Annotated in this window: 16 protein-coding genes and 1 pseudogene; 15 read left to right on the forward strand and 2 right to left on the reverse strand. The window is 48.4% G+C overall.

Annotated elements, in window-relative coordinates:
- Positions 1–30 precede the first annotated feature (30 nt).
- From M3212_RS04955 to M3212_RS05020, 14 genes and pseudogenes are all read left to right on the forward strand, one after another.
- Positions 31–1,737, forward strand: coding sequence for a dihydroxy-acid dehydratase (locus M3212_RS04955; RefSeq protein ID WP_251192844.1), 1,707 nt, complete (start codon positions 31–33; stop codon positions 1,735–1,737).
- A gap of 390 nt (positions 1,738–2,127) precedes the next feature.
- Complete coding sequence (locus M3212_RS04960) at positions 2,128–3,540, forward strand: N-acetylmuramoyl-L-alanine amidase (protein WP_251192845.1); 1,413 nt, start codon at positions 2,128–2,130, stop codon at positions 3,538–3,540.
- A 214-nt stretch (positions 3,541–3,754) separates the two neighbouring features.
- Entirely contained in the window at positions 3,755–5,680 is a 1,926-nt protein-coding gene (locus tag M3212_RS04965; RefSeq protein WP_251192846.1) for a 5'-nucleotidase C-terminal domain-containing protein, read from the forward strand.
- Between the two features lie 190 nt (positions 5,681–5,870).
- The gene (locus M3212_RS04970) at positions 5,871–6,695 is read left to right on the forward strand and encodes an STAS domain-containing protein (protein ID WP_251192847.1); all 825 of its coding nucleotides are present in this window, start codon (positions 5,871–5,873) and stop codon (positions 6,693–6,695) included.
- Between the two features lie 170 nt (positions 6,696–6,865).
- On the forward strand, positions 6,866–8,578 hold the full coding sequence (locus M3212_RS22235) for a sigma 54-interacting transcriptional regulator (RefSeq protein ID WP_251192848.1): 1,713 nt from the start codon (positions 6,866–6,868) through the stop codon (positions 8,576–8,578).
- Between the two features lie 243 nt (positions 8,579–8,821).
- Positions 8,822–10,912, forward strand: a complete 2,091-nt coding sequence (locus M3212_RS04980; RefSeq protein WP_251192849.1) for a hydantoinase/oxoprolinase family protein — start codon at positions 8,822–8,824, stop codon at positions 10,910–10,912.
- Complete coding sequence (locus M3212_RS04985; protein WP_251192850.1) at positions 10,899–12,677, forward strand: hydantoinase B/oxoprolinase family protein; 1,779 nt, start codon at positions 10,899–10,901, stop codon at positions 12,675–12,677. The genes M3212_RS04980 and M3212_RS04985 overlap by 14 nt, the downstream gene beginning before the upstream one ends.
- On the forward strand, positions 12,628–13,971 hold the full coding sequence (locus M3212_RS04990; protein ID WP_251192851.1) for a M20 family metallo-hydrolase: 1,344 nt from the start codon (positions 12,628–12,630) through the stop codon (positions 13,969–13,971). Before M3212_RS04985 ends, M3212_RS04990 begins: the two co-directional genes overlap by 50 nt.
- Positions 13,972–13,989: 18 nt before the next feature.
- The gene (locus M3212_RS04995; RefSeq protein ID WP_251192852.1) at positions 13,990–15,411 is read left to right on the forward strand and encodes a cytosine permease; all 1,422 of its coding nucleotides are present in this window, start codon (positions 13,990–13,992) and stop codon (positions 15,409–15,411) included.
- 3 nt (positions 15,412–15,414) lie between these two features.
- Entirely contained in the window at positions 15,415–16,149 is a 735-nt protein-coding gene (locus M3212_RS05000) for an aspartate/glutamate racemase family protein (protein WP_251192853.1), read from the forward strand.
- A 176-nt stretch (positions 16,150–16,325) separates the two neighbouring features.
- Positions 16,326–17,264, forward strand: a pseudogene (locus tag M3212_RS05005) (Rpn family recombination-promoting nuclease/putative transposase).
- Complete coding sequence (locus M3212_RS05010; protein ID WP_251192854.1) at positions 17,230–17,541, forward strand: hypothetical protein; 312 nt, start codon at positions 17,230–17,232, stop codon at positions 17,539–17,541. The pseudogene M3212_RS05005 and the gene M3212_RS05010 overlap by 35 nt, the downstream one beginning before the upstream one ends.
- Positions 17,542–17,730: 189 nt before the next feature.
- The gene (locus M3212_RS05015) at positions 17,731–18,870 is read left to right on the forward strand and encodes an acyltransferase (protein ID WP_251192855.1); all 1,140 of its coding nucleotides are present in this window, start codon (positions 17,731–17,733) and stop codon (positions 18,868–18,870) included.
- Between the two features lie 171 nt (positions 18,871–19,041).
- Positions 19,042–21,036 (forward strand): S8 family peptidase, encoded by a 1,995-nt coding sequence (locus M3212_RS05020; RefSeq protein WP_251192856.1) that lies wholly within the window; start codon positions 19,042–19,044, stop codon positions 21,034–21,036.
- Between the two features lie 137 nt (positions 21,037–21,173).
- On the opposite strand, the gene M3212_RS05025 is transcribed toward M3212_RS05020, so the two are convergent.
- Positions 21,174–21,485, reverse strand: a complete 312-nt coding sequence (locus M3212_RS05025; protein ID WP_251192857.1) for a hypothetical protein — start codon at positions 21,483–21,485, stop codon at positions 21,174–21,176.
- 116 nt (positions 21,486–21,601) lie between these two features.
- Here M3212_RS05025 and tnpB point away from each other — a divergent pair, with 116 nt between their 5' ends.
- Positions 21,602–22,777: an IS200/IS605 family element RNA-guided endonuclease TnpB gene (tnpB, locus tag M3212_RS05030; protein WP_251192858.1), complete on the forward strand. Its 1,176-nt coding sequence runs from the start codon at positions 21,602–21,604 to the stop codon at positions 22,775–22,777.
- A gap of 276 nt (positions 22,778–23,053) precedes the next feature.
- Here tnpB and M3212_RS05035 read toward each other — a convergent pair whose 3' ends face one another.
- Positions 23,054–24,088, reverse strand: a complete 1,035-nt coding sequence (locus M3212_RS05035) for a C40 family peptidase (RefSeq protein WP_251192859.1) — start codon at positions 24,086–24,088, stop codon at positions 23,054–23,056.
- Between the last annotated feature and the right edge of the window lie 263 nt (positions 24,089–24,351).

Here is a 24,351-nt window from a genome sequence, read left to right on the forward strand (position 1 = left end):
AGCGTATTCATATCTAAGGAGGCGGAAAAGATGGGAAGCAAGAGGCAGACGTCTTATGGGGATGCCGGTTTCAGTCAATTTATCAAAATGGCGTTTCAACGGCATCTTGGACACGAAGAAGAGGATTTCGAGAAACCGGTCATCGGGATTTGCAATACGTTCAGCGAGGTCAACCGTTGCCATAGTCACATCAAGCCGATGATTGAGGTGATGAAGCAGGGCGTGCTAATGGCCGGCGGCATCCCACTGGAATTTCCGACAACGTCAATTGGAGAAATGTTTACAAGCCCGACGACGATGCTTTATCGTAACCTGGTGGCGATGGATACAGAGGAAATGATTGCCGCCCAGCCGATTGATGGGGTGATCCTGATCGGCGGCTGTGACAAAATGCTGCCGGCTCAGCTGATGGGAGCGGCGAGCGCCAATAAACCGGCGATTGCTTTTACCGGCGGACCGATGGCAAACGGGGAATATAAAGGCCGGACGCTCGGTGCTTGCTCCGATTGCCGTCATTTCTGGCAGGAGTACAAAGCCGGGACGGTATCAGAGGAGGAAATCCGCGAAATTAACAGCAGGCTGGCGCCAACTGCAGGGCATTGTATGGTGATGGGGTCGGCCTCGACAATCGCCGCCTGTGCCGAAGCGCTCGGGATGATGGTGCCCGGTGCAGCCGCCGTGCCGGCGACTGAAAATGAGCGGCTGCGTCTGGCGCGTGAGACAGGTAAAGCCATTGTTGCGGCGGTCAAGCAGGAGCTGAAGCCTTCCGATATTATGACCGAAAAAGCGTTCCACAACGCGATTCGTACGCTCCTCGCCGTCGGCGGCTCGACCAATGCGGTCATTCATTTAATCGCGATTGCGAAGCGGCTTGGAATTACGTTGGCGCTTGATCACTTTGAAACATTAAGCAGAGAGACGCCGTTTTTGGCGAATTTGCGACCGGCCGGTGACTATCAAATGGAGGACTTTTATCGTGCCGGCGGAGTGCCCGCTTTGCTGAAAGAACTGCAGCCGCTTCTTCATGACGAAGAGATGACGATCACCGGGCAGACGTGGAGACAGGTGCTCGACGGAATCGAGGTCGACGAGGTCTACCGGTCGGTTATCAAGTCGCTTGAGGAACCATTGCACAAAGAAGGCGGGATTGCCGTGCTGAAAGGGAACCTCGCGCCAAACGGGGCCATTATCAAACCGAAGGCGGTACGAGACCGCCGCTTGCTGACGCACCGGGGAAGGGCTGTCGTCTTTTCATCGATTGAAGAGATGGAAAAGCGGGTGAACGATCCGGCGCTTGAGGTTGATGAAAACAGCGTGCTGGTGCTGCAAAATGCTGGGCCAGTTGGGGCGCCGGGGATGCCGGAGGCGGGCATGATCCCGATTCCGGAAAAGCTGCTTAAAAAGGGGATTCGCGATATGGTACGAATTTCCGACTGTCGGATGAGCGGGACGGCGTTTGGCACGGTCGTGCTTCATGTCGCGCCAGAGGCGGCCGTTGGCGGTCCGCTTGGGCTGGTCCGGGATGGGGACTGGATTGAGCTCCATGTTGATCGAAGAGAGCTCGTTCTTGATGTGCCGGAAGACGAGCTTAAGGCACGACAGGAAAAATGGCGCCCGCCCGTTTATGAGGAGTACAAACGGGGCTACATCAGCCTGTACCGCGAACATGTTCTTCAGGCGGATGAAGGCTGCGACTTTGACTTTTTGCTTCCCGCTCCAAAGGAAGAAAAAGCATAAGCTGACGATGTGAGTCGATAAAGCAGGAGGCGGGTTCGACCTGCTCACTTTACGAGGAGCCGCTGCTCTCACTTTGGAGCTTCGGCTCCTCTCTTATTCTACTAGACGTTTCGGACTACAAAAGATGTAAAGGGGGAGATGATTCCCTTTGTATCGCCATTTTTGACATAAAGATGAAATTTCTCTTTTTTTTTATGTAAAATAAGCCAAAATCACCATCATTTCGACGGCAATCTGTGTTACTATTTCCATTAGACGGATATGAGTCATTAAAGTTAATTTCACTAGAATGAAGCTATGTGTATCATTACTCTATGAACGCTATACATATTAAACGCAGCACCACACTTTAATAGACTCATAATGATGAAAATAGAATGGAGTGATGCAATGCGCAAGCTAACGTTTCTTACAATTTTATTGACCTTGGTCTTAACGCCGTTCATACAAGGTGAAGGGCAAGTCGTACAGGCACAAGGTCCGTTTCCTGATATGCCTGCTTATGGCGGGAGTGAAATCACCCGTTTGTATCAGGATAACATTCTTCAAGGAAACCCGGATGGAACGTTGCGGCCGAACGATCAAGTAACACGGGCGGAAGCGGTAACGCTGCTCGGACGGGCTTTGAAGCTGGACGGGACACAGAGAGCGACCAAATTCTCTGATGTTTCGGCTAACCACTATGCTTCAGGCTATATCGCGACAGGAACAGAGCGCGGATTGATCGCCGGTACAACGCCAACGACGTTTTCACCGAACTCTCCGGTGACGAGAGCGCAGATGGCGGTATTCTTATCACGCGCCTTTGATTTAAAGAGCACGCGTGTCGATGTCGTCTACCGGGATGTGAATGCGAATACGTTCGGCGCCACACAAATCAACGCAATTACGACCGCGCGTATTTCAGCGGGCTATCCAAACGGCACATTCGGTCCGAATAATGGGACAACCCGTCTGGAATTCGCTCTCTTCCTGGCAAGAGCGCTTTATCCGGAGTACAAGCTGCCGGAATATCAGCCGGATCAGGACCTGCTTGACTCTGTCGCGACGCGGGCAGTCGTCTACAATGCTCCAGATGGCTTGAACGTCCGTTCAACGCCTGATACGAGCAGACCGCCAATCGGCAGACTGAGCAACGGGGATGTCGTGCAGTATTATGCAACAACGGGTAACTGGGCCGTCTTCACGTATCAAGGCCAGACAGCCTATGTCTCACTCTCTTACTTGCGTGCTCCATCAGGCGGCGGAGGATCCGGTTCCCTTAAAGGAAAAGTGATTGTCGTCGATCCGGGACACGGCGGAAGAGATCCAGGAGCTGTTGCAAATGGAGTCAGGGAAAAGGACGTCGTCCTCAATGTCGGCTTGAAGCTCAAGCGCCGCCTGGAGGCTGCCGGAGCGACGGTCGTGATGACGCGTTCATCCGATGTCTTCCTTGAGCTGAGTGACCGAGTGGCGATTGCCAATAACCGCAATGCCGATGCCTTTATCAGCGTGCATGCCAATGCAGCCGGAAGCAGTGCAGCCAACGGCACAGAAACGTTTTGGCATCGCAATCATGCATCGGCTTCGAGTAAAAAGCTCGCCGATTCGATTCAGAGTGAATTAGTCAAGAAGCTGAGAACGAACAACCGCGGGGTTAAGGAAGGGAATTTCCATGTTATTCGCAATACACGGATGGCGAGCGTCCTAGTAGAGATCGGCTTCCTGACAAACGCCGAAGAAGCGCGTAAGCTCGCAAGTGATTCCTTCCAGGAAGACGCAGCCGAAGCGATTTACCAGGGGGTGCTTAATTACTTTAAGTAAATGATGTACGCTACGCTAGCTGAAAAAGTGAACATCACACTTTTTCAGCAGCCACTAGCAGGGGTCCAGCTTTCTTCCAACAGTGGAAGAGAGGCTGGGCTTTTTGTTTGTTACGCCCCGGCAAAACAAGAAATAACGATTTTTTAACATTACCTTTATGAAAAATTATGGTATACTTTTAGAGGATTTTTTAAATATAAGGGAGGGTGTTTCATTGAAGAAAGGACTTGCTAGTATTCTCGCATTACTGCTTACTCTAACCATGGCCCAGTCGGTTTTCGCAAATGGAACAGAAGAAGCAAGTCGTGGTGAATTCGTCAAGGCTTTGCTTGAAACGCTTGAAGTCGATGTAGCCCATTATGGCGAGCTTGAAGACAATCAGTTCGAAGATGTCTCCGCCGAGCTGGCTCCATACGTCAAGGCTGCCGAGACGCTTGGCATTACGAAGGGCATCAGCAACACCACCTTTGGGACAAACGAAAAAATCACACGTGAGCAGGCTTATGTATTTTTAATCCGCGCCTTGAATCTCGCCGATGACTATGATGTCGCTGTGTTGAATGACTATTATGATGGTGAGAGCGTGAGCGACTGGGCGAAGGCCGAGCTGGCTGCGGCAATTGAGCTTGGGCTGCTGCAAGGTTATCTTGATCACACCCTGCGCCCGGGTAACAACCTGTTAACGAAGCATATGGACTTATTACTGTCACGTTATGACGAAAACTTTGACCGGGTTTCCATCGTCCATACGAATGACCTCCACGGTCGCGTTCTTTATAATGAAGAAAATGGAGAAATGGGACTCGCTAAAATTGCAACAAAAATTGAGCAGCTACGCGGCTCGAACCCTGACACCTTCATCTTTGACATGGGCGATACATTTCACGGAACGAACTATGTCAACCTGAATGAGGGACAGGCTGCCGTTGAAGCGATGCAGCTGATCGGCTACGATGCTCTCGTTCCGGGAAATCATGATTTCAACTTCGGCCGTGAACGTTTGCTTGAAATTGCCGATGAGGTAGATTTTCCGATCATCAGCGCGAATGTCGTTGAAACGGACAGTGGTGAAACGATTTTGCCGGCATATGAAATTGTCACACTGGCCGATAAGACGTTTGCCCTGATCGGTGTCACGGCCCAGGATACCGTCGTGAAGACGCACCCTAATAATATCGAAGGACTTACGTTTAAAGTGGAAGCTGAAACCGTTGAAGCTTATGTGAATGAGCTGAAGGACGAGGTTGATCATATTCTCGTTCTTTCTCACGCCGGCTACGATATTGATCAGCAAATCGCCGCGCAAGTAGAGGGAATTGATCTGATCCTTGGCGGTCACTCGCATACCACGCTTGAAAAGCCGGAGCTTCACGGACAAACCTATATCACACAGGCGTATGAGCACGGTAAAGCATTTGGTGTCACGCACATGCTCTATTTTAACGATGAATTGATCGGTGTTCAGGGTCATCTTGTCCGCGATTCAGCTGCGCTTGAGCCGGATCAGCAGGTGACGGATCTTTTGAATGAATACGTGGAGGAAGTTGAGGAAGCTTTCTCGGAAGTCATTGGCACAATCGCCGTTGATTTGGACGGAGCGCGTGAGGATGTCCGGACGAAAGAGACGAACCTCGGCAACCTGATCACGGATGCGATGCGCGATGTGGTCGATGCTGAAATCGCCGTGACAAATGGCGGTGGCATTCGTGACAACATTGCTGCTGGGGAAGTGACGTTTGGCGATGTCAATACCGCCTTCCCGTTCCCGAACTTTGTGATCGCGCTTGAATTGACTGGGGAGCAGCTGTTGAACAGTCTTGAGCACTCAGTCTCCCTGTATCCGGAACAAAACGGTGGCTTCCTGCAAACGTCGGGCTTGACGTACAGCTTTGACCCGGCGCGTCCGGCAGGCTCCCGCATTACAGAAGCGCTTGTCAATGGCGAGCCGCTGCAGGCCGATGCTGTCTATACAGTGGCAACAAATGATTTCACCGCCGCCGGTGGAGATGGCTATGAATGGTTTATGGAAGCCAACCTTGTTGCCGACACCGGAGAGTATCTCAGTACAGTGCTGATTGACTATATCCGTGCCGGCAAGCCAATCCCTGAAGTGGAAAACCGCATCCAGGTGGTTGAGTAAAAAGGACCGCAGGACAGGCACGGGACTCACGATAAATTTTTTGTTATTTTCATACCCAAAGAGGTTAGAATCATAACCTTTTTGGGTATCTGTATTTGAGGAGTGTCTTTTTTTCGGACAGCCCGGAAAAAACATGGAGTATATTACCAGAATAAGTAAAGTGCTAAGGAAATGAGGGTGAACGCAGATTATGGAAAAGGCATTTATACAACAAGACAGTGTGGCGGATTTTATCACAGCAAATCGGGACAAATTTGAGGAAAAACTGCTTTCCGAAGCTGTCAATGTCGCCAAAAAGATCAATGATATCTTGATTCGAGGCAATATTGATCTGATGAAAAATGCCGAAAAATTAGTGCTCTATGTGATTGATCAGGACGAAGAGAAGCTGATTGAATTTGCAAATGTGGAAGGGATGGCGTGGGCCAAGCATTCCCTGACGCTTGAATTCAAATTGGAATGGGTTCAGGCGATTCGGCGCACGGTCTGGTATTTCCTTGAACAGTTTGACCGCCTGCACGAACGTCCGGCCGATCACAGTACTTTTTATCAAATGGAACGGGTTATAAATGATACGATTGACCAATTTCTGAATCATTTCTTTATCAGCTATTCAAATTACAAGGACGAGCTGCTTAACTCGCAGCGTAAGCTTGTCGAGAACTTATCCGTACCGATTATTCCAGTTAGCGATTCAGTGGCGGTTCTTCCGCTGATCGGCATGATTGATTCCTCGCGGATGCGCCTGATTGAAGAGAAAGTGCTTACAGAAATCAGCAAGCTGCGTATCACAACATTAATTATCGACCTTTCCGGTATTGCCAATATGCAGGGGGAAGTAATTGATCATCTGCAAAAGGTGCTGTATGGTGTCAAGATGATGGGATCGAAAGCGATCATGACAGGTCTGCGGCCGGAGCTTGTCCGCAACATGATTCATTTAGGGATTTCCTTCGAGAAGTTCTCGGAAACAAAAGGCACACTACAGCAAACATTGAAGGATTATTTAGGGTAGGAAAGCATATGGGCGGCCGCTACGGAAGCTTAGAGCAAGAGAGGGATTTTCTTCTTTTCTGAGCAGTAGCGGACAATGCAATCAAGCTATCCTGGAGCGGTGAACAGTCTATCTCTCTTTTTATGGTTGAACATTAATTTGGAAAATAACAATGTTGCGGGGGAGAGTATGTGAAAACGATCATCGATCAAATGCCTTTTGGAGTCGTCATAACATCGAATCAAGGTCTGATTCAGTACAGCAATGACCGTGCGGCGTCGATGCTTGCTTGTCCGCAGGCAAAGCTCGGGCAGCAGCCGATCTTACGCGTCATCCCGGAAAGCAATGTCATTAAAGCGATTAAGACGAACCAGCCCTATTTATCCACTGTCAGCAAAAAGGAACGCGATACCTTTATTTTATTTGAATCAATGATCACCGGTGAGAACGATAGAAAGCTTGGGATCAGCGTCTTGTTCAATAATGCTTTAGTGGAGAATTTAGCGTTTCAATCGAGTAAAATTAATGAATTAAAACAGGAATTTGATTTAGTAATGAGCTTAGTCGGGGAATTGGTAACGATTGCCGATCAGGACGGGCGCATCGTCCGGGTGAATGAAGCGTGTGAACGCATTATGGGTGTATCGCAAAAGGATTTTACAGGCAAGCCGATGGATTCTTTAGTGAGAGAAAAGGTTATTGATCATTCCTCGACGAGAAAAGTGATTGAAGAGGGGCGAAACGTCACGATCATCCAGACGACGAAATCAGGCAGGCGCCTGCTCGTTACCGGATATCCAATCTTTAATGAAGAAGGCAAATTGACAAAGGTCATCAATATTTCAAAGGACATTACGGAAACAGATAAACTGACGAAAAAGCTGGAAGAGACAAATCAGCTGCTCAGGCATTATCATACGGAGCTCGGAAAAAAAGACGTCAAACAGGAGCAGCAGCCGTTGTTTAAATCAAAGGTGATGAAGGATATTCATAGCTTGATTTACCGGCTTGGTGATGTTGACTCAACTGTACTGCTATTAGGAGAATCCGGCGTCGGCAAGGAAGTGCTTGCACGCATGCTGCATCAGACAAGCAACCGCCGGCATCAGCCCTTTATTAAAATTAATTGCGGGGCGCTCCCCGATACATTAATTGAGTCAGAGCTATTCGGCTATGCGAAAGGGACGTTTACGGGGGCGAGCAAGGACGGCAAGGAAGGGCTAATCGTAGCGGCGGATAAAGGGACATTATTCCTCGATGAAATTGGTGAAATGCCGCTGAATACACAAGTGAAGCTGTTGCAAGTATTACAGGAAAAGCGCGTGACACCACTTGGCAGGACGACGCCTGTTGATGTGGACGTCCGCTTTATTGCAGCGACAAATCGCGATTTAGAAGAGATGGTCGAGAAAAAGCAGTTTAGAAGCGATCTCTATTACCGTTTAAACATTGTGCCGATCCATATTCCGAATTTGTGGACGCGGCGCGAGGAAATTCCCTTCCTGGCGGAGTACTTTCTGAAACGCTACAATCAGCAATATTTCAAACAAAAATACTTTGGCGAAAACACGATCGAACAACTGACGAAGTATTCGTGGCCGGGTAATGTGCGGGAGCTGCAAAATACAATCGAAAGGCTTGTCGTAACGGTAGTGAGTGATGAAATCCGCGGCGAGCACCTGCCAGAGCACATTCGCCTTCAGCAACGCTCCCACAAATATGACACCGATCTCGGCTTAAAGGAGGCGGTCAATTTATTTGAAAAGGAATTAATCGAGAAGACGCTGGAGCATTGTTATACATTAAAAGAAGCTAGCCGGATTCTTAAGGTCGATCCGTCCACACTAACTAGAAAAGTCAGAAAATTCAATATACAAATTGCGAAAGGGAAATTCGAATTGTAAAGTTGCAACCTGTCATTTTACCAATAACTGAAAGCGCTTTCGAAGATAAATAGTCAGAAAATACGAACAATCGATTGCAGAAGTGCAATTGGTTGTTTTTTTAATAGAGAACAAAATAGACAGCATCAATCGGGAGAAAGCGGTAGCTTCCTCATTTACTAGATAAATAACGCCGCATTGCTGAATGTGGCACAGATTATGCATTGATAATCATGAAACTAGTAAAAGTGAGGGGTGTTGAACTTGATTTTAGTTGGGGTTGATGTAGGCGGTACGTTTACGGATATTATGTACACCGACACGGAGAAGCGAGAAACATCCATTAACAAAGTACCAACGACTCTGGACGATCCGTCCAAAGGAGTCGTGCAAGGAATCGAAGAGCTATGTGAAAAAGAAGGCATTGCCAAAGGCTTGATCAATCACATTTTTCATGGGACGACGATCGCGACGAATGCAATTCTGGAATATGACGGAGCGCGGACCGGAATGATCACGACGAAGGGCTTTCGTGATATTATCCACATCGGCCGTCATCAAAGACCGCAAAACTATTCGATCATGCAGGAGATCCCGTGGCAGGATCGGCCACTCGTCCAGCGCCGCTATCGGAAAGTTGTCAGCGAACGAATGAGTCCGCCAAAAGGCGACGTGCTGATCCCTTTAAATGAAGAAGAGGTAAGAGAAGCGATCCGAGAATTGAAGGAGCAGGGTGTGGAATCGATTATTGTCTCCTTCCTCTTTTCGTATATTAATTCGGCTCATGAACAGCGGGTGAAAGAAATCATCGCCGAGGAATACCCGGAGGCCTTTGTCACGACATCAGCTGACGTATCTCCGCAATTTCGCGAATTTGAGCGGTTTACAACCGCGGCGATTAATGGATTCGTCGGACCGAAAGTAAAGAAGTACATCAGCAACCTGAAGAAGGGGCTCGTTCATTCGGGCTTCACCGCCGATTTACATATTATGTGTTCGAATGGTGGGGTCGGCACAGCAGAATCTGTTTCCGAAAAACCAGTAAACACCCTGCTGTCAGGACCGGCGGCGGGTGTCCTCGGTGGCTGGTGGTCCGGTACGTTATCCGACAAAAAGAAACTCATTACCTTTGACGTCGGCGGCACGAGCGCAGACATTGGCATTATTACGGAGCAGGGGATTGATGAATCCTCAGCGCGCGACACATGGATCGCCGGCTATCCAGTGATGGTGCCGATGATTGACATTCATACGATCGGAGCGGGAGGAGGCAGCATTGCTTACATTGATGAGGGAGGAGCCTTCAAGGTCGGTCCACGTAGCGCCGGCTCACGCCCGGGCCCGGCGAGCTACGGACATGGCGGGACGCGGGCGACGGTGACAGACGCTAATGTCGTATTAGGTCGTCTTGATGAAGAGAACTTCTTAGGCGGCTCGATGAAAATATTCAGCCAGGAGGCGGAAAAGGTTGTCGGGCAATTAGCGGAGCAGCTTCAGCTGTCGCTGATCGAAACCGCCGAAGGAATTTTGACGATCGTCAACAATAATATGGCCAATGCGATTCGTGAAAAGACCATTCAAAAGGGACAGGACCCGCGCGAATTTTCGCTCGTCGCGTTTGGCGGCGCAGGGCCGTTGCATGCGGTGGAAATTGCCCAGATTTTGAATATTCCGGAGGTCATCATTCCGCCGCACCCTGGTATTACCTCGGCGACTGGCCTGTTAACGACAGATCTGAAATACGACCTGATTAAAACGGAGTTTATGTACAGTCATGAGATCGACTTTGCCAAGTTAAATGATGACTTCAAGCAAATGGAGCAGCAAATCAGGCTCCAGCTGAACGAAGACGGCATCGAAACAGACAAGATCGCTCTGGAGCGGACAGCCGATTGCCGCTATGCCGGTCAAGGCTACGAGCTACGGGTCGCAATGCCGGCGGGCGAGATAACCGCAGGAAGCATCGAGGAGGCGTGGCAGGCGTTCCACCGGCTTCATCAGGCAGAATATGGACATTCCTTTCAGGACATTCCGATTGAAATCGTCAACGTGCGCTTGACCGGCAAAGGAATCATGCCAAAGATACAAAAAACACTCGTGCCGGAGGACCGCCCGCTAGAGAAGGCGCTGCTCAAAACGGGCAAGGTCGTGTTCCGTCACAACGGCGAACTGGCGACCTTCGAGACAGATTTTTATCAGCGTGAAAAGCTCCCCGCCGGAGCAAGCTTTGCTGGGCCGGCGATTATGTTTCAAAAGGATACAACGACCATTATCCCGCCTGATTGTCAGGCATTCGTCGAGCGGAACGGGAACATCATCATCCGGATTGGAGGGGGAACGCATGAATCAGCTTAAGCAACTCAAGATTGATCCGATTACCTCACAAGTCATTCGCGGGGCACTTGAAAACATTGCGATTGAAATGGGACACAAACTGGCAAGGATGTCCTATTCGAGCATCATTCGTGAATCAGAGGACTTTGGCTGCGCCTTAGTCGATATGAACATTCAGCAGCTTTGTGAGTCGACGCAAAGCACGCCTTTGCAGTCGGGCCCTATTCCCGGCTACGTGCGCGGAATCCTGACGATCTTTAACGAGCGAGGGGAGGAGTTCTACCCTGGGGATGTCATCATCCACAATTCCACTTATCATGGAGCGTCGCACGGACCGGACATCGGAATTTGTGTCCCCGTGTTTTACAACGGCGAATTAATCGGCTTTTCAGTAACAACGGCCCATCACCTGGATATCGGGGCTTTGACACCGGGAAGCTGTGGCATCGTCGACGCGACGGATGCTTATGCCGAGGGTCTGCAGTTCAAAGCGATTAAAGTGTATGAAAAAGGGGAAAAGAACCGTTTCATCTGGAACTTGCTACGGGACAATATCCGGGCGTCTGATATGGTCGTTGGCGACATCGAGGCTCAAATTGCGGCAGCGAACATCGGGGCCGAACGCTATATCGAGCTTGTCAACAAATACTCGCTTGAAACGGTGCTGGCGGCGAGTGAGGACTTAATGCGATATTCGGAGACGATGCTGCGCAACGAGATTGAAAAGCTGCCGGATGGAACCTATTACGCGGAGGGCTTTATCGATGGGTATGTAGACAGCGATGATCCGATGAAAAAGGATTTGAAAATTGCCGTCACAGTGACGATCAGCGGGAGCGATATCAAAATCGACTTAACCGGCTCCTCTCCGCAAGTGAACCGGCCGATTAATATGCCGTTTGAGGGCACCGTTGATTGCGCGATCTATTTAACATTGCGTTCAATCTTGCTAGATTCCACCGTGTTTGGCAATATTCCGCAAAACTCCGGCCTAATTCGGCCAATTGAAATTACAGCGCCGAAGGGGACGATTTGCAATCCGATCTTTCCGGCTCCGACAATCGCCCGCTTTTGCCCGGGCAATATTGTCGCCAGCACGCTGATGAAGGCGCTTGGTCAGGTTGTGCCGAACCAAATCAGCGCCGGTGTCGGGAATTTAAAGGTTGTCTCCTACAGCGGGCTTGAGGAAGAGGACTATTGGGTGTTTATGGATATTGTTGAAGGCAGCTATGGTGGCCGGAGCGGCTTAAACGGGATGGATGCCGTCGATACCCTTTATGCGAACACGCGCAATAATCCAATCGAGGACATCGAATCCCATTACCCGTTAAGAGTCAGCCGCTATGAGCTGCGCAACGAAGCGTGTGCGGCCGGGAAATGGCGAGGTGGTGTCGGCTCCATTAAAGAAGTGACGTTTTTAAAGGAAGGCAGTGTGTCACTGGAAGCCGATGGACATAAGCACGCGCCGTGGGGCTTTGCCGGAGGGGACGACGGCTATACCGGTGCCGTCACCTTAAACCCGGGGACGAATCGGGAAAAGCAGCTTCCGTCGATGGTGCCGAACACGATGATGAGAAAGGGAGACACGTTGCTGTTAACCGGTCCAAGCGGGGGTGGCTATGGAAATCCATTTGAGCGGGAACCGAAAGACGTGCTGACGGATGTGATTGATGAACTGATTACAGTGGAAATGGCGCTTGAGCAATATGGCGTCGTCATTCGTGAAGACCTCACGGTTGATCTGGAAAAAACAACAGACATTCGTCATGGAAAGCGGGACGAGTAATCAGTCCCGCATAATCGCCAGGCAGGGAGATGAGACAGTAGTGGAAAAGCGTGAACAGCTGCGGGTCGATAGGGCTCGTGTTTTACACAGAATTCAGGAGCTGGCAAAGATAGGTGAAGCAGCCGGGGGAGGTGTGACGCGCAAAGCTTTGACAGAAGAGGATCGGCAAGGACAGGAGCTGATTCAGACATGGATGCGGGAAGCCGGTTTAATGGTTCGCCGTGATCAGGCAGGCAATCTTATCGGACGCCGGGAAGGGACGAACCAATCCGCCCCGGCTGTCATCATCGGCTCCCATATCGACACAGTGCCGAATGGCGGCAATTACGACGGGACGATCGGAGTAATTGGCGGAATCGAGGTTGCTCAGATTTTAGCGGAGCAGGAAATAGTGACGACTCTTCCTCTTGAAATCATTGCCTTTTGCGACGAAGAGGGCACGCGTTTTCAAGGAGGGCTTTTTGGCAGCCGGGCGATGGTCGGCAAGGTCACCCGGCGTGAGCTTGATGCCGAAGATGAAGCGGGAATTTCACGAAAGCAGGCGCTGGCGGCGTTCGGTCTCGAGCCGGAGCTGCTGGCGACGGCCGAGCGCACAAGCGCCGAAATCAAGGTTTTTTTGGAAATGCATATTGAGCAGGGGCCTTACCTGCAGGCGGCCAATGTTCCTGTCGGTATTGTGACAGGGATCGCCGGGCCGTGCTGGATGACAATCAGGCTTACTGGTGAGGCGGGACATGCTGGGACGGTGCCGATGAACCTTCGCCGTGACCCACTGATGGCTTCAGCTGAAATCATCTATGCGCTTGAGGAGATCGTCACAAAGGAGAAGGACGCGCCAACCGTAGCGACGGTCGGGAAGGTCAGCGTTTTCCCGAATGGGGCCAATGTGATTCCGGCTCATGTTGAATTTACGCTCGACTTGCGCGACAGCGACCTCGAGCGCCGGACGAATGTCCTGGATGAAATAAGAGCAAAGATAGCCGAAGTTTGCAGAAGAAGAATGCTCAAGTACGACATGAAGGAAAACTTGGCTCAGGAGCCGGTTCAATGCGCCGGCCATGTGATTGAATCTTTCGCGCGGGCAAGCATGGACAGCGGGATCAGAGCGCCGCAGATGATCAGCGGGGCCGGCCATGATGCGATGATGATGAGTTACATCACCGATATGGGAATGCTGTTTGTCCGCTGCAAGGATGGAATCAGTCATAACGTTAAGGAGTATGCCGACATTGCGGATATTGCCGAGGGAACATCGATTCTTTTGAATACAGCCTTACACTATCTTAACGATTGATTGAAAGGGGCAACAAGTATGAAGGAAGAAAAGGAACTGAGCTTAGTAGGAAGAGACGTTCTCCCTACGAAGCAAACGGATCGGAACATTACGACGTTTGGCTTTTTTCTCTTGTGGATCGGCATCGCCGTTCAGCTGGTAACCTTTATTACGGCCGCGCAGCTTTTTCCTTCATTATCACCGGTTCAGATTGTCGTTGCCGCACTGCTGGGAAATCTGGTAGTTGTTGCTTTGCTTGTCCTTCTTGGAGATTTCGGCATTAAATATGGCATCTCCTATGCTGTTTATATTCGCGCCTGCTTTGGCTATTTAGGCACACATATACCGGCAACGGTTCGGGCGATTCCGGCGATATTCTGGTTCGGCTTTCAGACGTGGATGGGGGCGTTTGCCTTAAATCAAATTATGGTAACGCTAACCGGCTATTCCAACATAATGCTGCTCATTATTTTATTCGGTGCGGTCCAGATCATTAATACCGCGATGGGAATTGAAGCAATCAAGAAGTTTGAAATGCTCGCTGCCCCGAGCATTTTACTTATCGGGCTCTATTTGCAATATTTAATTATGGACCGCTTTGATATGACATTGTCATCCCTGTTTGTAATGCAGGGCGACGGTGGACTTTCTTTAGGCTATGGCATTGTTGTCTTTATGGGTCTCTACATTACAATGGCCTTGAACGCGTCGGACTTCACCCGCTTTTTGAAGGTCAGCCCGGAAAACCAGCTCGGCTCATGGTGGGACACGAATAAAGGCAGTGCGATTGCCCACAGTGCCGGTCTGCTTTCCTCGATGATTTTGTTTACCGTGATCGGAATGACGAGCGGAGTGGCGACGGGGAACTGGAATCCGATTGAAGTGATGACGCTTGTCCTTGGCGAAGGAAATCCTTTTATTTTGATCGTCTGTCTTGTCTTCGTCATTTTGGCGCAATGGTCGACGAATATTAGCGCGAATCTGTTGCCTCCCGGCTATATTATCGTCAACTACTTTCCGAAGAAAATTACATTCGCTCAAGGGGCGATTATTGCCGGCATCATTGGATTGCTGATGCAGCCATGGCTATTTGCCGACTTTCTCCCGGCGATTTTAATTGTCATTTCGGCCTTGCTGTCACCAATCGCCGGGATCATGTTCTGCGACTATTATTTGCTGCGCAAACGCCAGGTCAACCTCAAGGAGCTTTATCGCTCGGGCGGACAATACCGCTATTGGAATAACGTGAATCCGGCGGCGTTAATCGCTTACGTGCCGGCGGGTCTATCGGTTTTTCTCTTTCCTGACTATGGATTTATTACAGCCTTTCTCATTTCCAATCTTCTTTATTACCCACTGATGAAATATTGGATCGCGAAAAAGTATGACCAGCCTGAAATCTTTGGTGTCATTGAGCTTACTGACTCATTGGAGGAAGAGAATCAAAAGGAGGTTATGTAAGAGATGAAGATTAAAGTGATCAATCCGAATACGACGCTCGAAATGACAAAGGGAATTGAACATGCGGCGTTAAGTGCGAAGCGCGCCGACACGGAAATCATTGCGGTAAGTCCGGAGATGGGGCCGGCTTCTATTGAATCCTTTTATGATGAATATTTAAGCATTGCCGGCGTGCTTGACGAAGTAAGAAAAGGAGAACGTCAAGGGGTCGACGCGTATGTGATCGCCTGCTACGGCGATCCCGGCCTGCAAGCCGCCCGTGAAGTAACCCATGCCCCGGTAATCGGCATTGCGGAGGCATCCTTATATATGGCGTCGATGCTCGCCGCCCGCTTCTCGATCGTCACCGTCCTACCCCGCATTAAGACGATGCTCGAGGAATTGGTTTCAGGCTACGGGATGGACCATCGCGTCCTGCAAATTCGTACGACACCGATGTGTGTTCTTGACTTTGAGCGCGACCCCGAAAGAGGCATTGAAATGCTCAGGCAGGAAGGACGGCGGGCGTTGGAAGAGGACGATGCCGAAGCCATTTTGCTCGGCTGCGCCGGCATGGCCGACTTTGCCGATTCACTGGAGACCGAGCTTGGTGTGCCCGTGATTGACGGGGTCGTCGCCGCCGTCAAATTCGCCGAAGCGATCGTCGACCTTGGAAAGACGACGAGCAAGCATAAAACATACAAAGCACCAGAACGAAAACCGTTCACCGGAATGCTGCAGCCATTTGCCAACCGGTGAACGTGTAAGCCCCGCTCCCAAAAAGAAGCTCTCTTTTGGAGAGCGGGGTTTTTGTGATAAAATAACAGAAAAATAAGAATCGGATAGGGATCGATCTCTTGCCTGCGCAATCTATTCAGATAGGTGGATGAAGGATGCAGTCAAAGCTGTTGAAACGAGTGCCGCTCAGTCGATTAATGGATCTCAAAGTAGACTACGCCTTCAAGCAGTTATTTGGAACAGAGAAAAACAAAGAGATTACCATTGTTTTTTTGAATGCCGTATTGCAGCGAACAGGCAGAGAGCCGCTAAAGGACGTTACATTTGGCAATATAGAATTAGGCGGCGAGAATGAAGACGATAAACAGTCAAGGTTCGATATTTTAGCAATAACGAATACTGACGAAAAAATTAACATCGAGATTCAATTTACGAACAAGTATGACATGGTAAAGCGTTCAATCTATTATTGGTCCTATTTGTATTGGAAACCGTTGAAAAAAGGAATGGGCTATAAGGAGTTGCATCCGGTAATTGCGATTAATATTTTGAACTATCACCTCTTTTCACAAACAGAACGCTTCCACACTTCATATCATCTCTGAGAGGACCATGAGTATTTCCAATTAACAGATGCCATGGAGTTTCATTTTTTGGAAATGCCGAAGCTAATACGCGATTGGAAGGAAGAGAAGCTCGATCCCTGGAATGACATTTTGGCACGTTGGATGATGTTGCTTGGTATCGTCGATCACCGAAATGGTGTCTTGTATGAAGGGATTTATAAAGAATTGGAGGAGATTGCGATGAAAGATGAGGTGCTGAAATCAGCCTTTCAAGGCTGGGAGCAGCTAAGCGCGACCGAGGAAGAGGTCGATGCCTATGAAGCTCGCCTGAAACGAGTGCTTGACGAAGAGGCGATGATCATTGAAGCGGAATTAAGGGAAAAAGAAGCGCGGGAACAAGGATTGGAAGAAGGGATGGAAAAGGGAATAGAACAAGGGATGGAAAAGGGAATAGAAAAAGGAGTAAAGCAGACGGCGAAGAAAATGTTACAAAAAAATCTACCACATGACTTGATCAAGGAAGTGACGGGTCTAGATGAAGAAGAAATCGACAGGTTACAAGAAGATTGATGAAATCATCGAGTGGCAGCTCACGGCGACAGATGACGAAAAGATTGCCTATATGGCACGACTGAAGCACATACTCGACGAGCAATCAATGATTGTTGAAGCGGAGCTAAGGATCAAGGAAGCGCGGAAACAAGGATTGGAAGAAGGGAGAGAAAAAGGTAAAAAAGAAGCTGCAAAAATGCTGGCGAAGAAAATGCTTGAGCAGGAGCTGTCACTTGACCTAATCAAGGAAGTAACGGGTCTAGATGAAGAAGAAATGCGAAAGCTGATTTCATAAACTCCTAAAACCGTCTTCGCTGGAAAACATAAAGAAGTCTCTCAAGCAGACATGATCCTCTCATAACTCTAACCCTATAAACGGATCTTTCGTCCTATTTTCCTAGGAAAGATTCGTTCTTTTATTTTCTTTGCAGGATTGATAGACTTGAAGGTGGAAGTAAGTATGTGCGGGGAGAAGGAGATACATATGTCTAGAATCATGAAGAAGCCGCCGTTGGAAGAGATCTTTGTCGTGCGAGCAATTGCGATTCTGGCGGTGCTGATGGTGCATTCAACCTCTGTCACGGTGGTGACGCTGGAGCCGGATTCGAGTTCCTTTGCGTTTTATAATGCGCTGAATACACTGTCCCGTTTTGGGACGCCAACATTTATTTTACTGAGCAGCCTCGTTCTCTTTTACAGCTATTATCACCGGCCATTGACGGGAGACCTGGTGAAGCGGTTTTATACGAACAGGCTGTTGTATATTTTATTGCCTTATTTAATCTTTTCCGTGCTGTATAACGGCATACGCTCGGATTATTTTCAAAACTATGAAAGCTTCGCTGATTTCTGGGCGACGTTTTCCGAGCAGCTGATGCTCGGAAATGCCTATACGCATCTTTACTTTGTCTTTATCAGCATTCAATTTTACCTGATGTTTCCGCTGATGCTCGTGCTGTTGAAAAAGTGGCCGTCGGCAACGAAGCATTTGATATGGCTCGGATTTCTCATTCAGTGGGCGTATGTGATCTACAATAATCTTGTCTGGCAGTATCCAAATACGGGCAGTATTTCACTTTCCTATATGTCCTACTATTTAACAGGAGCCTTTATCGGCATTTACTATATGGAAATTAAAGCATGGCTTAAGTCAAGGCGCTTCTGGCTGGCGTTGCTGACCGCGGCCTGGGTTGCGGCCGTCGGGATTCACATTTACATGTGGCATGCGACGCGTGTCTGGGGAGCAAGCTTTGATTCGCGGCTTTACACATTGGCGTGGAATATGCATACGATTTTTACAGCGGCGCTGTTATTGTACGTCTCCGTGTATATCGTCAAGCGGGCGCCGCAATGGCTGCTGAAGCCGGTGATGCTGATCGGTTATTTGTCTTTCGGAATCTACTTAATCCATCCGCTTTATCTGTTTTATTTCCGTGACTTTGTCGATCCGGGCGGCAATATGCTGTACTACCATCTTTTTATTGCCGGAAGCTTCCTCGGAGCGCTTATTATCTCGGGAATTGTCGTCTACCTTGTGTTGTATAAGGTCAAATGGGGCTGGATGATCTTCGGGGCAAGACCGCGAAAAAATCAGCGACAAATTCAAAAAAGCAGTACTCCTTAATACAAGGACGACCATTAACAACAGATGTAACAAAACTGCAGCTTACGAAGCCCGGAGAGGAGGGGGAATGATCCTCTTCAGGCTGCGATTAAAGGAATCAACGGCAAAAATGTCACAGAACATAGGGTATATCCTTATAACAAATAGAGAGAAACGGGAGTGAGAAGCCGAATGACAAATCGGATATGGTTGCGCGCGGTTCTCGTCCTGCTGCTTACTGCGCTCGTCGCATACCCGGCAGCAGCGGAGGAGAGTCACCGTTATATCGTAGGGTTTACAGAGCAAATTGATCATGAATTGATTGACGATGTGGCGATTGAGGTCCATCAATACCTTGAGGACATCGAGGCTGTCGCACTCGACATGACGCCGGCTGCGGCGGAGCAGCTGCGCGCGTCCGGACAGATTGCTTATGTTGAAAAAGATGAGACTTTCACTGTCAGCAGTCAGATCGTAGATTGGGGAGTGGAGGTCATCGGTGCGCCTGCTGTATGGGCAAACGGGTTGACAGGCAAAGGAGTAAAGATCGCGATTCTTGATTCCGGTGTTCATGCTGATCACGAGGATCTCCGGATTACGAAAGGGAAATCCTTTGTCAGTTATACCGATTCCTTTGCCGATGACAATGGGCATGGGACACATGTTGCCGGAATCATCGCCGCCCGCAACAATAACAGAGGAATCGTCGGCGTTGCCCATGAAGCGTCGATTTACGTCGGCAAGGTACTTGATGAAAATGGCGACGGCTACACCTCGGATGTCGTCAAGGCGATTCAATGGGCACTGGAGGAAGAGGTTGACATTATCAATGTCAGCATGGGAGGCCGCAGCGCCTCAACCGCCTTAAAAAATGCGCTTGACCAGGCTTATGAGGCGGGCGCGTTGATCATCGCCGCCGCCGGAAACAAAGGAAACGCGGACGGTACTGGAAATACAGTCGATTATCCGGCAGCCTATGATAGTGTGATTGCTGTTGCCGCGGTCGATCATCAGGATCATCGCGCCTCCTTCTCCGCAACAGGAGATGAAGTGGAAGTGAGCGCTCCGGGAGTCGGGATCCGCAGCACATACACGGACGGCGGATATGTTGAGGTCAACGGCACTTCGATGGCGGCGCCGCATGTCGCCGGGCATCTCGCTCTGTTAAAACAGGCCTATCCTGAAGCGACCAACGACAAGCTGAGAGGGATGCTCCATAAGCAAACCGTCGATCTCGGTGAGCCTGGACGTGACCGCTTATACGGCTACGGCAGAATTGAACTGCCGCCGACGTTGCGCGCCAAGACCGGACGACCGCTCCCACCTGAGAATCTGCAAGTGGTCCAGCTCGACTGGGAAGAAAATGAGCGCTTCCAGCTGGAAATCACTTGGGGCGGCGCGAGCAGCGGAGTGGAAGCAACGAAATTTCATATTTACCGCAACGGCGAGCTGCTTGATAAAGTCTCGGCAACTACGAACCGGTACGTCGATGAAGTTGAAGAAGGAAGCTACACATACGCGATCACCGCTGTCAGCAAGGATCGCAAAGAATCAGAAAAGTCGCTCGATGTTACGATTTCCGTCCGAAACCAAGATGAAGAGACCGATATGCCTTCCTTTACAGATGTGCAGGACGATGAATGGTACGCCGAGGCGATTTACGAATTAGTTAATCAGGAAATCATTCAAGGCTATCCGGACGATACATTCCGCCCGTCCCAGACGATTACGCGCGGGGAGGCGGCCGTCATGATGACCCGCGCCTTGCAGCTTGAAACAAGCCCGTATGTCGGAGAGTTTCTCGATGTCCGCCGGCAAAGCTACGCCGCCGACTACATTCAAACAATGGTCGATCAGGAAATCTTCCAAGGCTACAGTGACGGCTCGTTCCGCCCGCACACCGCGATACCGCGCGGCGAGGTCGCCGTCATTCTGAACCGTTCCTTCGAGTTCGCGCCGGACTCCCGCGTCATCTTCCCGGATGTTCCGCCGCGCTACTTCGCCGCTGAAGACATCGCCGTTGTTGCCGGCGCCGACGTCGCATTCGGACGTCCGGACGGCAACTTCCAGCCACGGACAGCCGTCACTCGCGCCGAATTCGCCGTCTTCCTCTCAAGAGCACTCCACTACGGAGACGACGAAGCAGGAGAAGAAACGGAAGAAGCGGAGGAAGAAGACGCCGCATAAAGAAGAAGGAGCTTGAGACAAAACTTGCTTAGAGGCTGGGAAAAAGGTAAAAACAACCTTTTGTTCCAGCCTCTCTTTTTAACGGTGAAGGGGACTATACGTGCTATTAGTGAGCGAAGTTGACGGGGGAATTACTATTACTTTTCATGAAATTCTCTAAAATGCGACGCCATAAATATGCGTAAATAATCTTCAAAGTCAACTTCAGCCAGTTCTTTATTGCTATTCCATTCATAATATTTGATAGTAGAAAGAAAGTGTGTGAACTTTTCAATTTTTAGTAATTGAATGACCAGGTCATTCTTTGCCTTCTTTTTCTTCAATTTCGCCCGCTTGAGTTCTTCTTCGGAGATATCGCTTGGAATAATGACATTTTGAATAATGGATCTTATTACTCCTAAAATTAAATCAACTAGCTCAATACCAATCATTTTATTTTTAGGATGCATTTCGCAAGTCGAAACACTAAACTGTTCTCCACGATAAAGAGATTGAGTGTTTAATTGTTCTAAAATAGAGTATCCAATTCTAATTGTTTATATATACTAATAGGAGGTGAAATACAATGTTAGTTAATAAATCGTACAAATTCCGTATCTATCCTAATAAGAAACAAATTGAATTAATCAATAAGACTATCGGCTCTGCAAGGTTCGTCTTTAACTTCTTTTTAGGCAAACAGAAAAACAAAGACACTTACTGGCACATCGTTGAAGAAATGGTTCAAAACGGTCAGCTTCAAGTAAATAAATGGAAAGGTGAGTGCTTAAACAAATACAAAACTGTTAAAGCCGTTAAAGAATTAAAGAAACAGTATACTTTCTTAAAAGAGGTAGACAGTATTGCTTTGCAAAAGTCTGTTGAAAATCTAGCTGATTCTTTTGATAGATACTACAAAAAGCAAAATAAATATCCACGTTTTAAATCGAAAAAGAATCCTGTTCAGTCTTACACCACAAAGCATACGAATGGGAATATTGCAGTCATAGACAATCACATCAAACTACCTAAACTTGGATTAGTTCGCTTTGCTAAAAGTCGTGAAGTAGAAGGGAAAATTCTAAATGCAACCATTAGACGAAATCCATCAGGAAAATACTTTGTTTCAATCGGAACAGAAGTAGAAGTGAAAGAACTACCAAAAACAGATTCTGCTGTCGGAATTGACGTTGGTCTTAAAGATTTTGCCATTCTTTCAGATGGTATGACTTATGCTAATCCTAAATTCTTCCGCACGTTAGAAGAAAAACTAGCGAAAGCACAAAGAGTCATGAGTAGACGAAAGATTGGCAGTGCGAACTGGTACAAAGCTAAAATTAAAGTAGCTCGTATTCATGAAAAGATAGCGAACACAAGAAAAGATTACTTGGACAAAATATCTATTCATATTGTCAAAAACCACGACATAATCGGGATGGAAGATTTGTCAGTATCGAACATGTTAAAGAATCATAATCTTGCCAAAGCTATCAGTGAAGTATCGTGGTCACAATTCAAAACCATGATTGAATACAAAGCAAAATGGTATGGAAAACAAGTCGTCACTGTTGCAAAAAACTTTCCATCCAGTCAGCTTTGTTCGTGCTGTGGTTATCAAAACAAAGACGTTAAAAATCTCGGATTGCGTGAATGGGAATGTCCTTCTTGTGGTACACGTCACGATAGAGATATTAACGCAAGTTTGAATCTTAAAAATGAAGCATTAAGACTTCTAACCGTTGGAGCAACGGGGCTAGCCTAATCAATTAGAGTTCGATAGAACTCTGTACTTAGGAATCCACTACGGCTTTAGCCTAGTGGTAGTTCAATTTTTCTCACATAAGCTGAAACCTGAATGGGCGTATTTTCGTCTTATAGGTAAGGACATCCATCACAGCGAGTGATTGGATGGCTATCCAATTGAATCATAACATGTCTGGAGGTGAAAGAGAGCTGCGCCTGAGGGAGCCAGTAAAAAACGTCCTTTGAGACCTGGCCTGAAAGAAGACAACAAAAAAAGCGGCCCTGCCGCTTTTCATTAGTTCAATGCAGTATGAAGGATTTTTGCAAATTCAGCGCGTGTGACGTGATTGGTTGGACGGTATGTCCCATCTTCAAAGCCTTGGACGATCCCGCTCGCCTGTAAAGCATGAATCTCGGCGAAAGCCCAGCTTTGATCGTCAACGTCGTTAAATGAGGCAGATACCGTTTCTTCTACTGGTAGGTTGAAAGCTTTTGTAAAGAGAAAGGCGATTTCTTCGCGTGTTACTGGTTCGTTCGGATTGAACGTATCTCCTTCTATGTAGGAGAAGTAGCCAGCTCTGTCCGTGGCGGCGATCGCCCGGGCTGCCCAATGGTTTTCCGGTACATCACGGAAACCGTTTAACCCGCTGTCTGTTTCTAAACCAGTTGCGCGTGTAATCAACGCGGCAATTTGTGCACGAGTCAGCTTGTCGTTCGGTCCAAACTGGTTATCGCCTAGACCGGCGATCATATTTGAAACCGATAATTCTTTAATCTCACCGAATGCCCAGTGTGTTGGAAGGACATCATGGTACTCGCCCTCGCCAAGCACGCGTGCCGGCTCTTTTTTCTCGGCTGTTGCTTGAACTTCAGCTTTCTCTTCCGGAAGGATCCGCTTCGCTCCTAAGTAACGAGGTCCCCAGTAATAAGGATCGTTAATGGAGGAAATCATCACACCCTTAGAGGAAGAAGCGTGAATAAATTGGTTGTTTCCGACATATATTCCTGCGTGGGAAGCGCCAGAGCTTACGGTTCTAAAGAAGACGAGGTCCCCTTTTTGCAGGTTTGCCTTGGAAACAGCTGTGCCTTGATTGTACATTTGAGCGGCTGTTCGGGGAACAGAGATGCCAAATTCCTTCAAGACGTAATTAATGAAGCCAGAGCAATCAAAGCCACTTGGAGTAGTGCCGCCGTACCTGTAAGGGACACCGATCTGTTTCTTTGCCGAGGTGACGATATCGTCCCTCACACTTGCTTCCGCCATTTGCACCTGAACTACCGCTGTAAATAGCAAAGCGAAAACGACTACCGGGATCAACTTTCGTAACATACATACACTCCTCTTACTATGTAAAAATTTGAGGTAGGCAATGAAGCTCGTGCTACACTGCGTCATAGCAAAAAATATGAACATTTTTTACTAAATCTATGAAAATTATGTTTAATTCGACATAATCTTGGGTAAGTACGAGATTTAGTCTACCACAATATAAGAGAAAGTAATGTTACAAGTTGATAACAAAGTCGTAATATAGTCTGTAACAATCCAATAGACTTGCTCCGACTTTACTCACAATTATATAGAAGAAAACC

The organism is Halalkalibacter oceani, from assembly GCF_023715705.1.
Taxonomy (GTDB): domain Bacteria; phylum Bacillota; class Bacilli; order Bacillales; family Bacillaceae_D; genus Halalkalibacter; species Halalkalibacter oceani_A.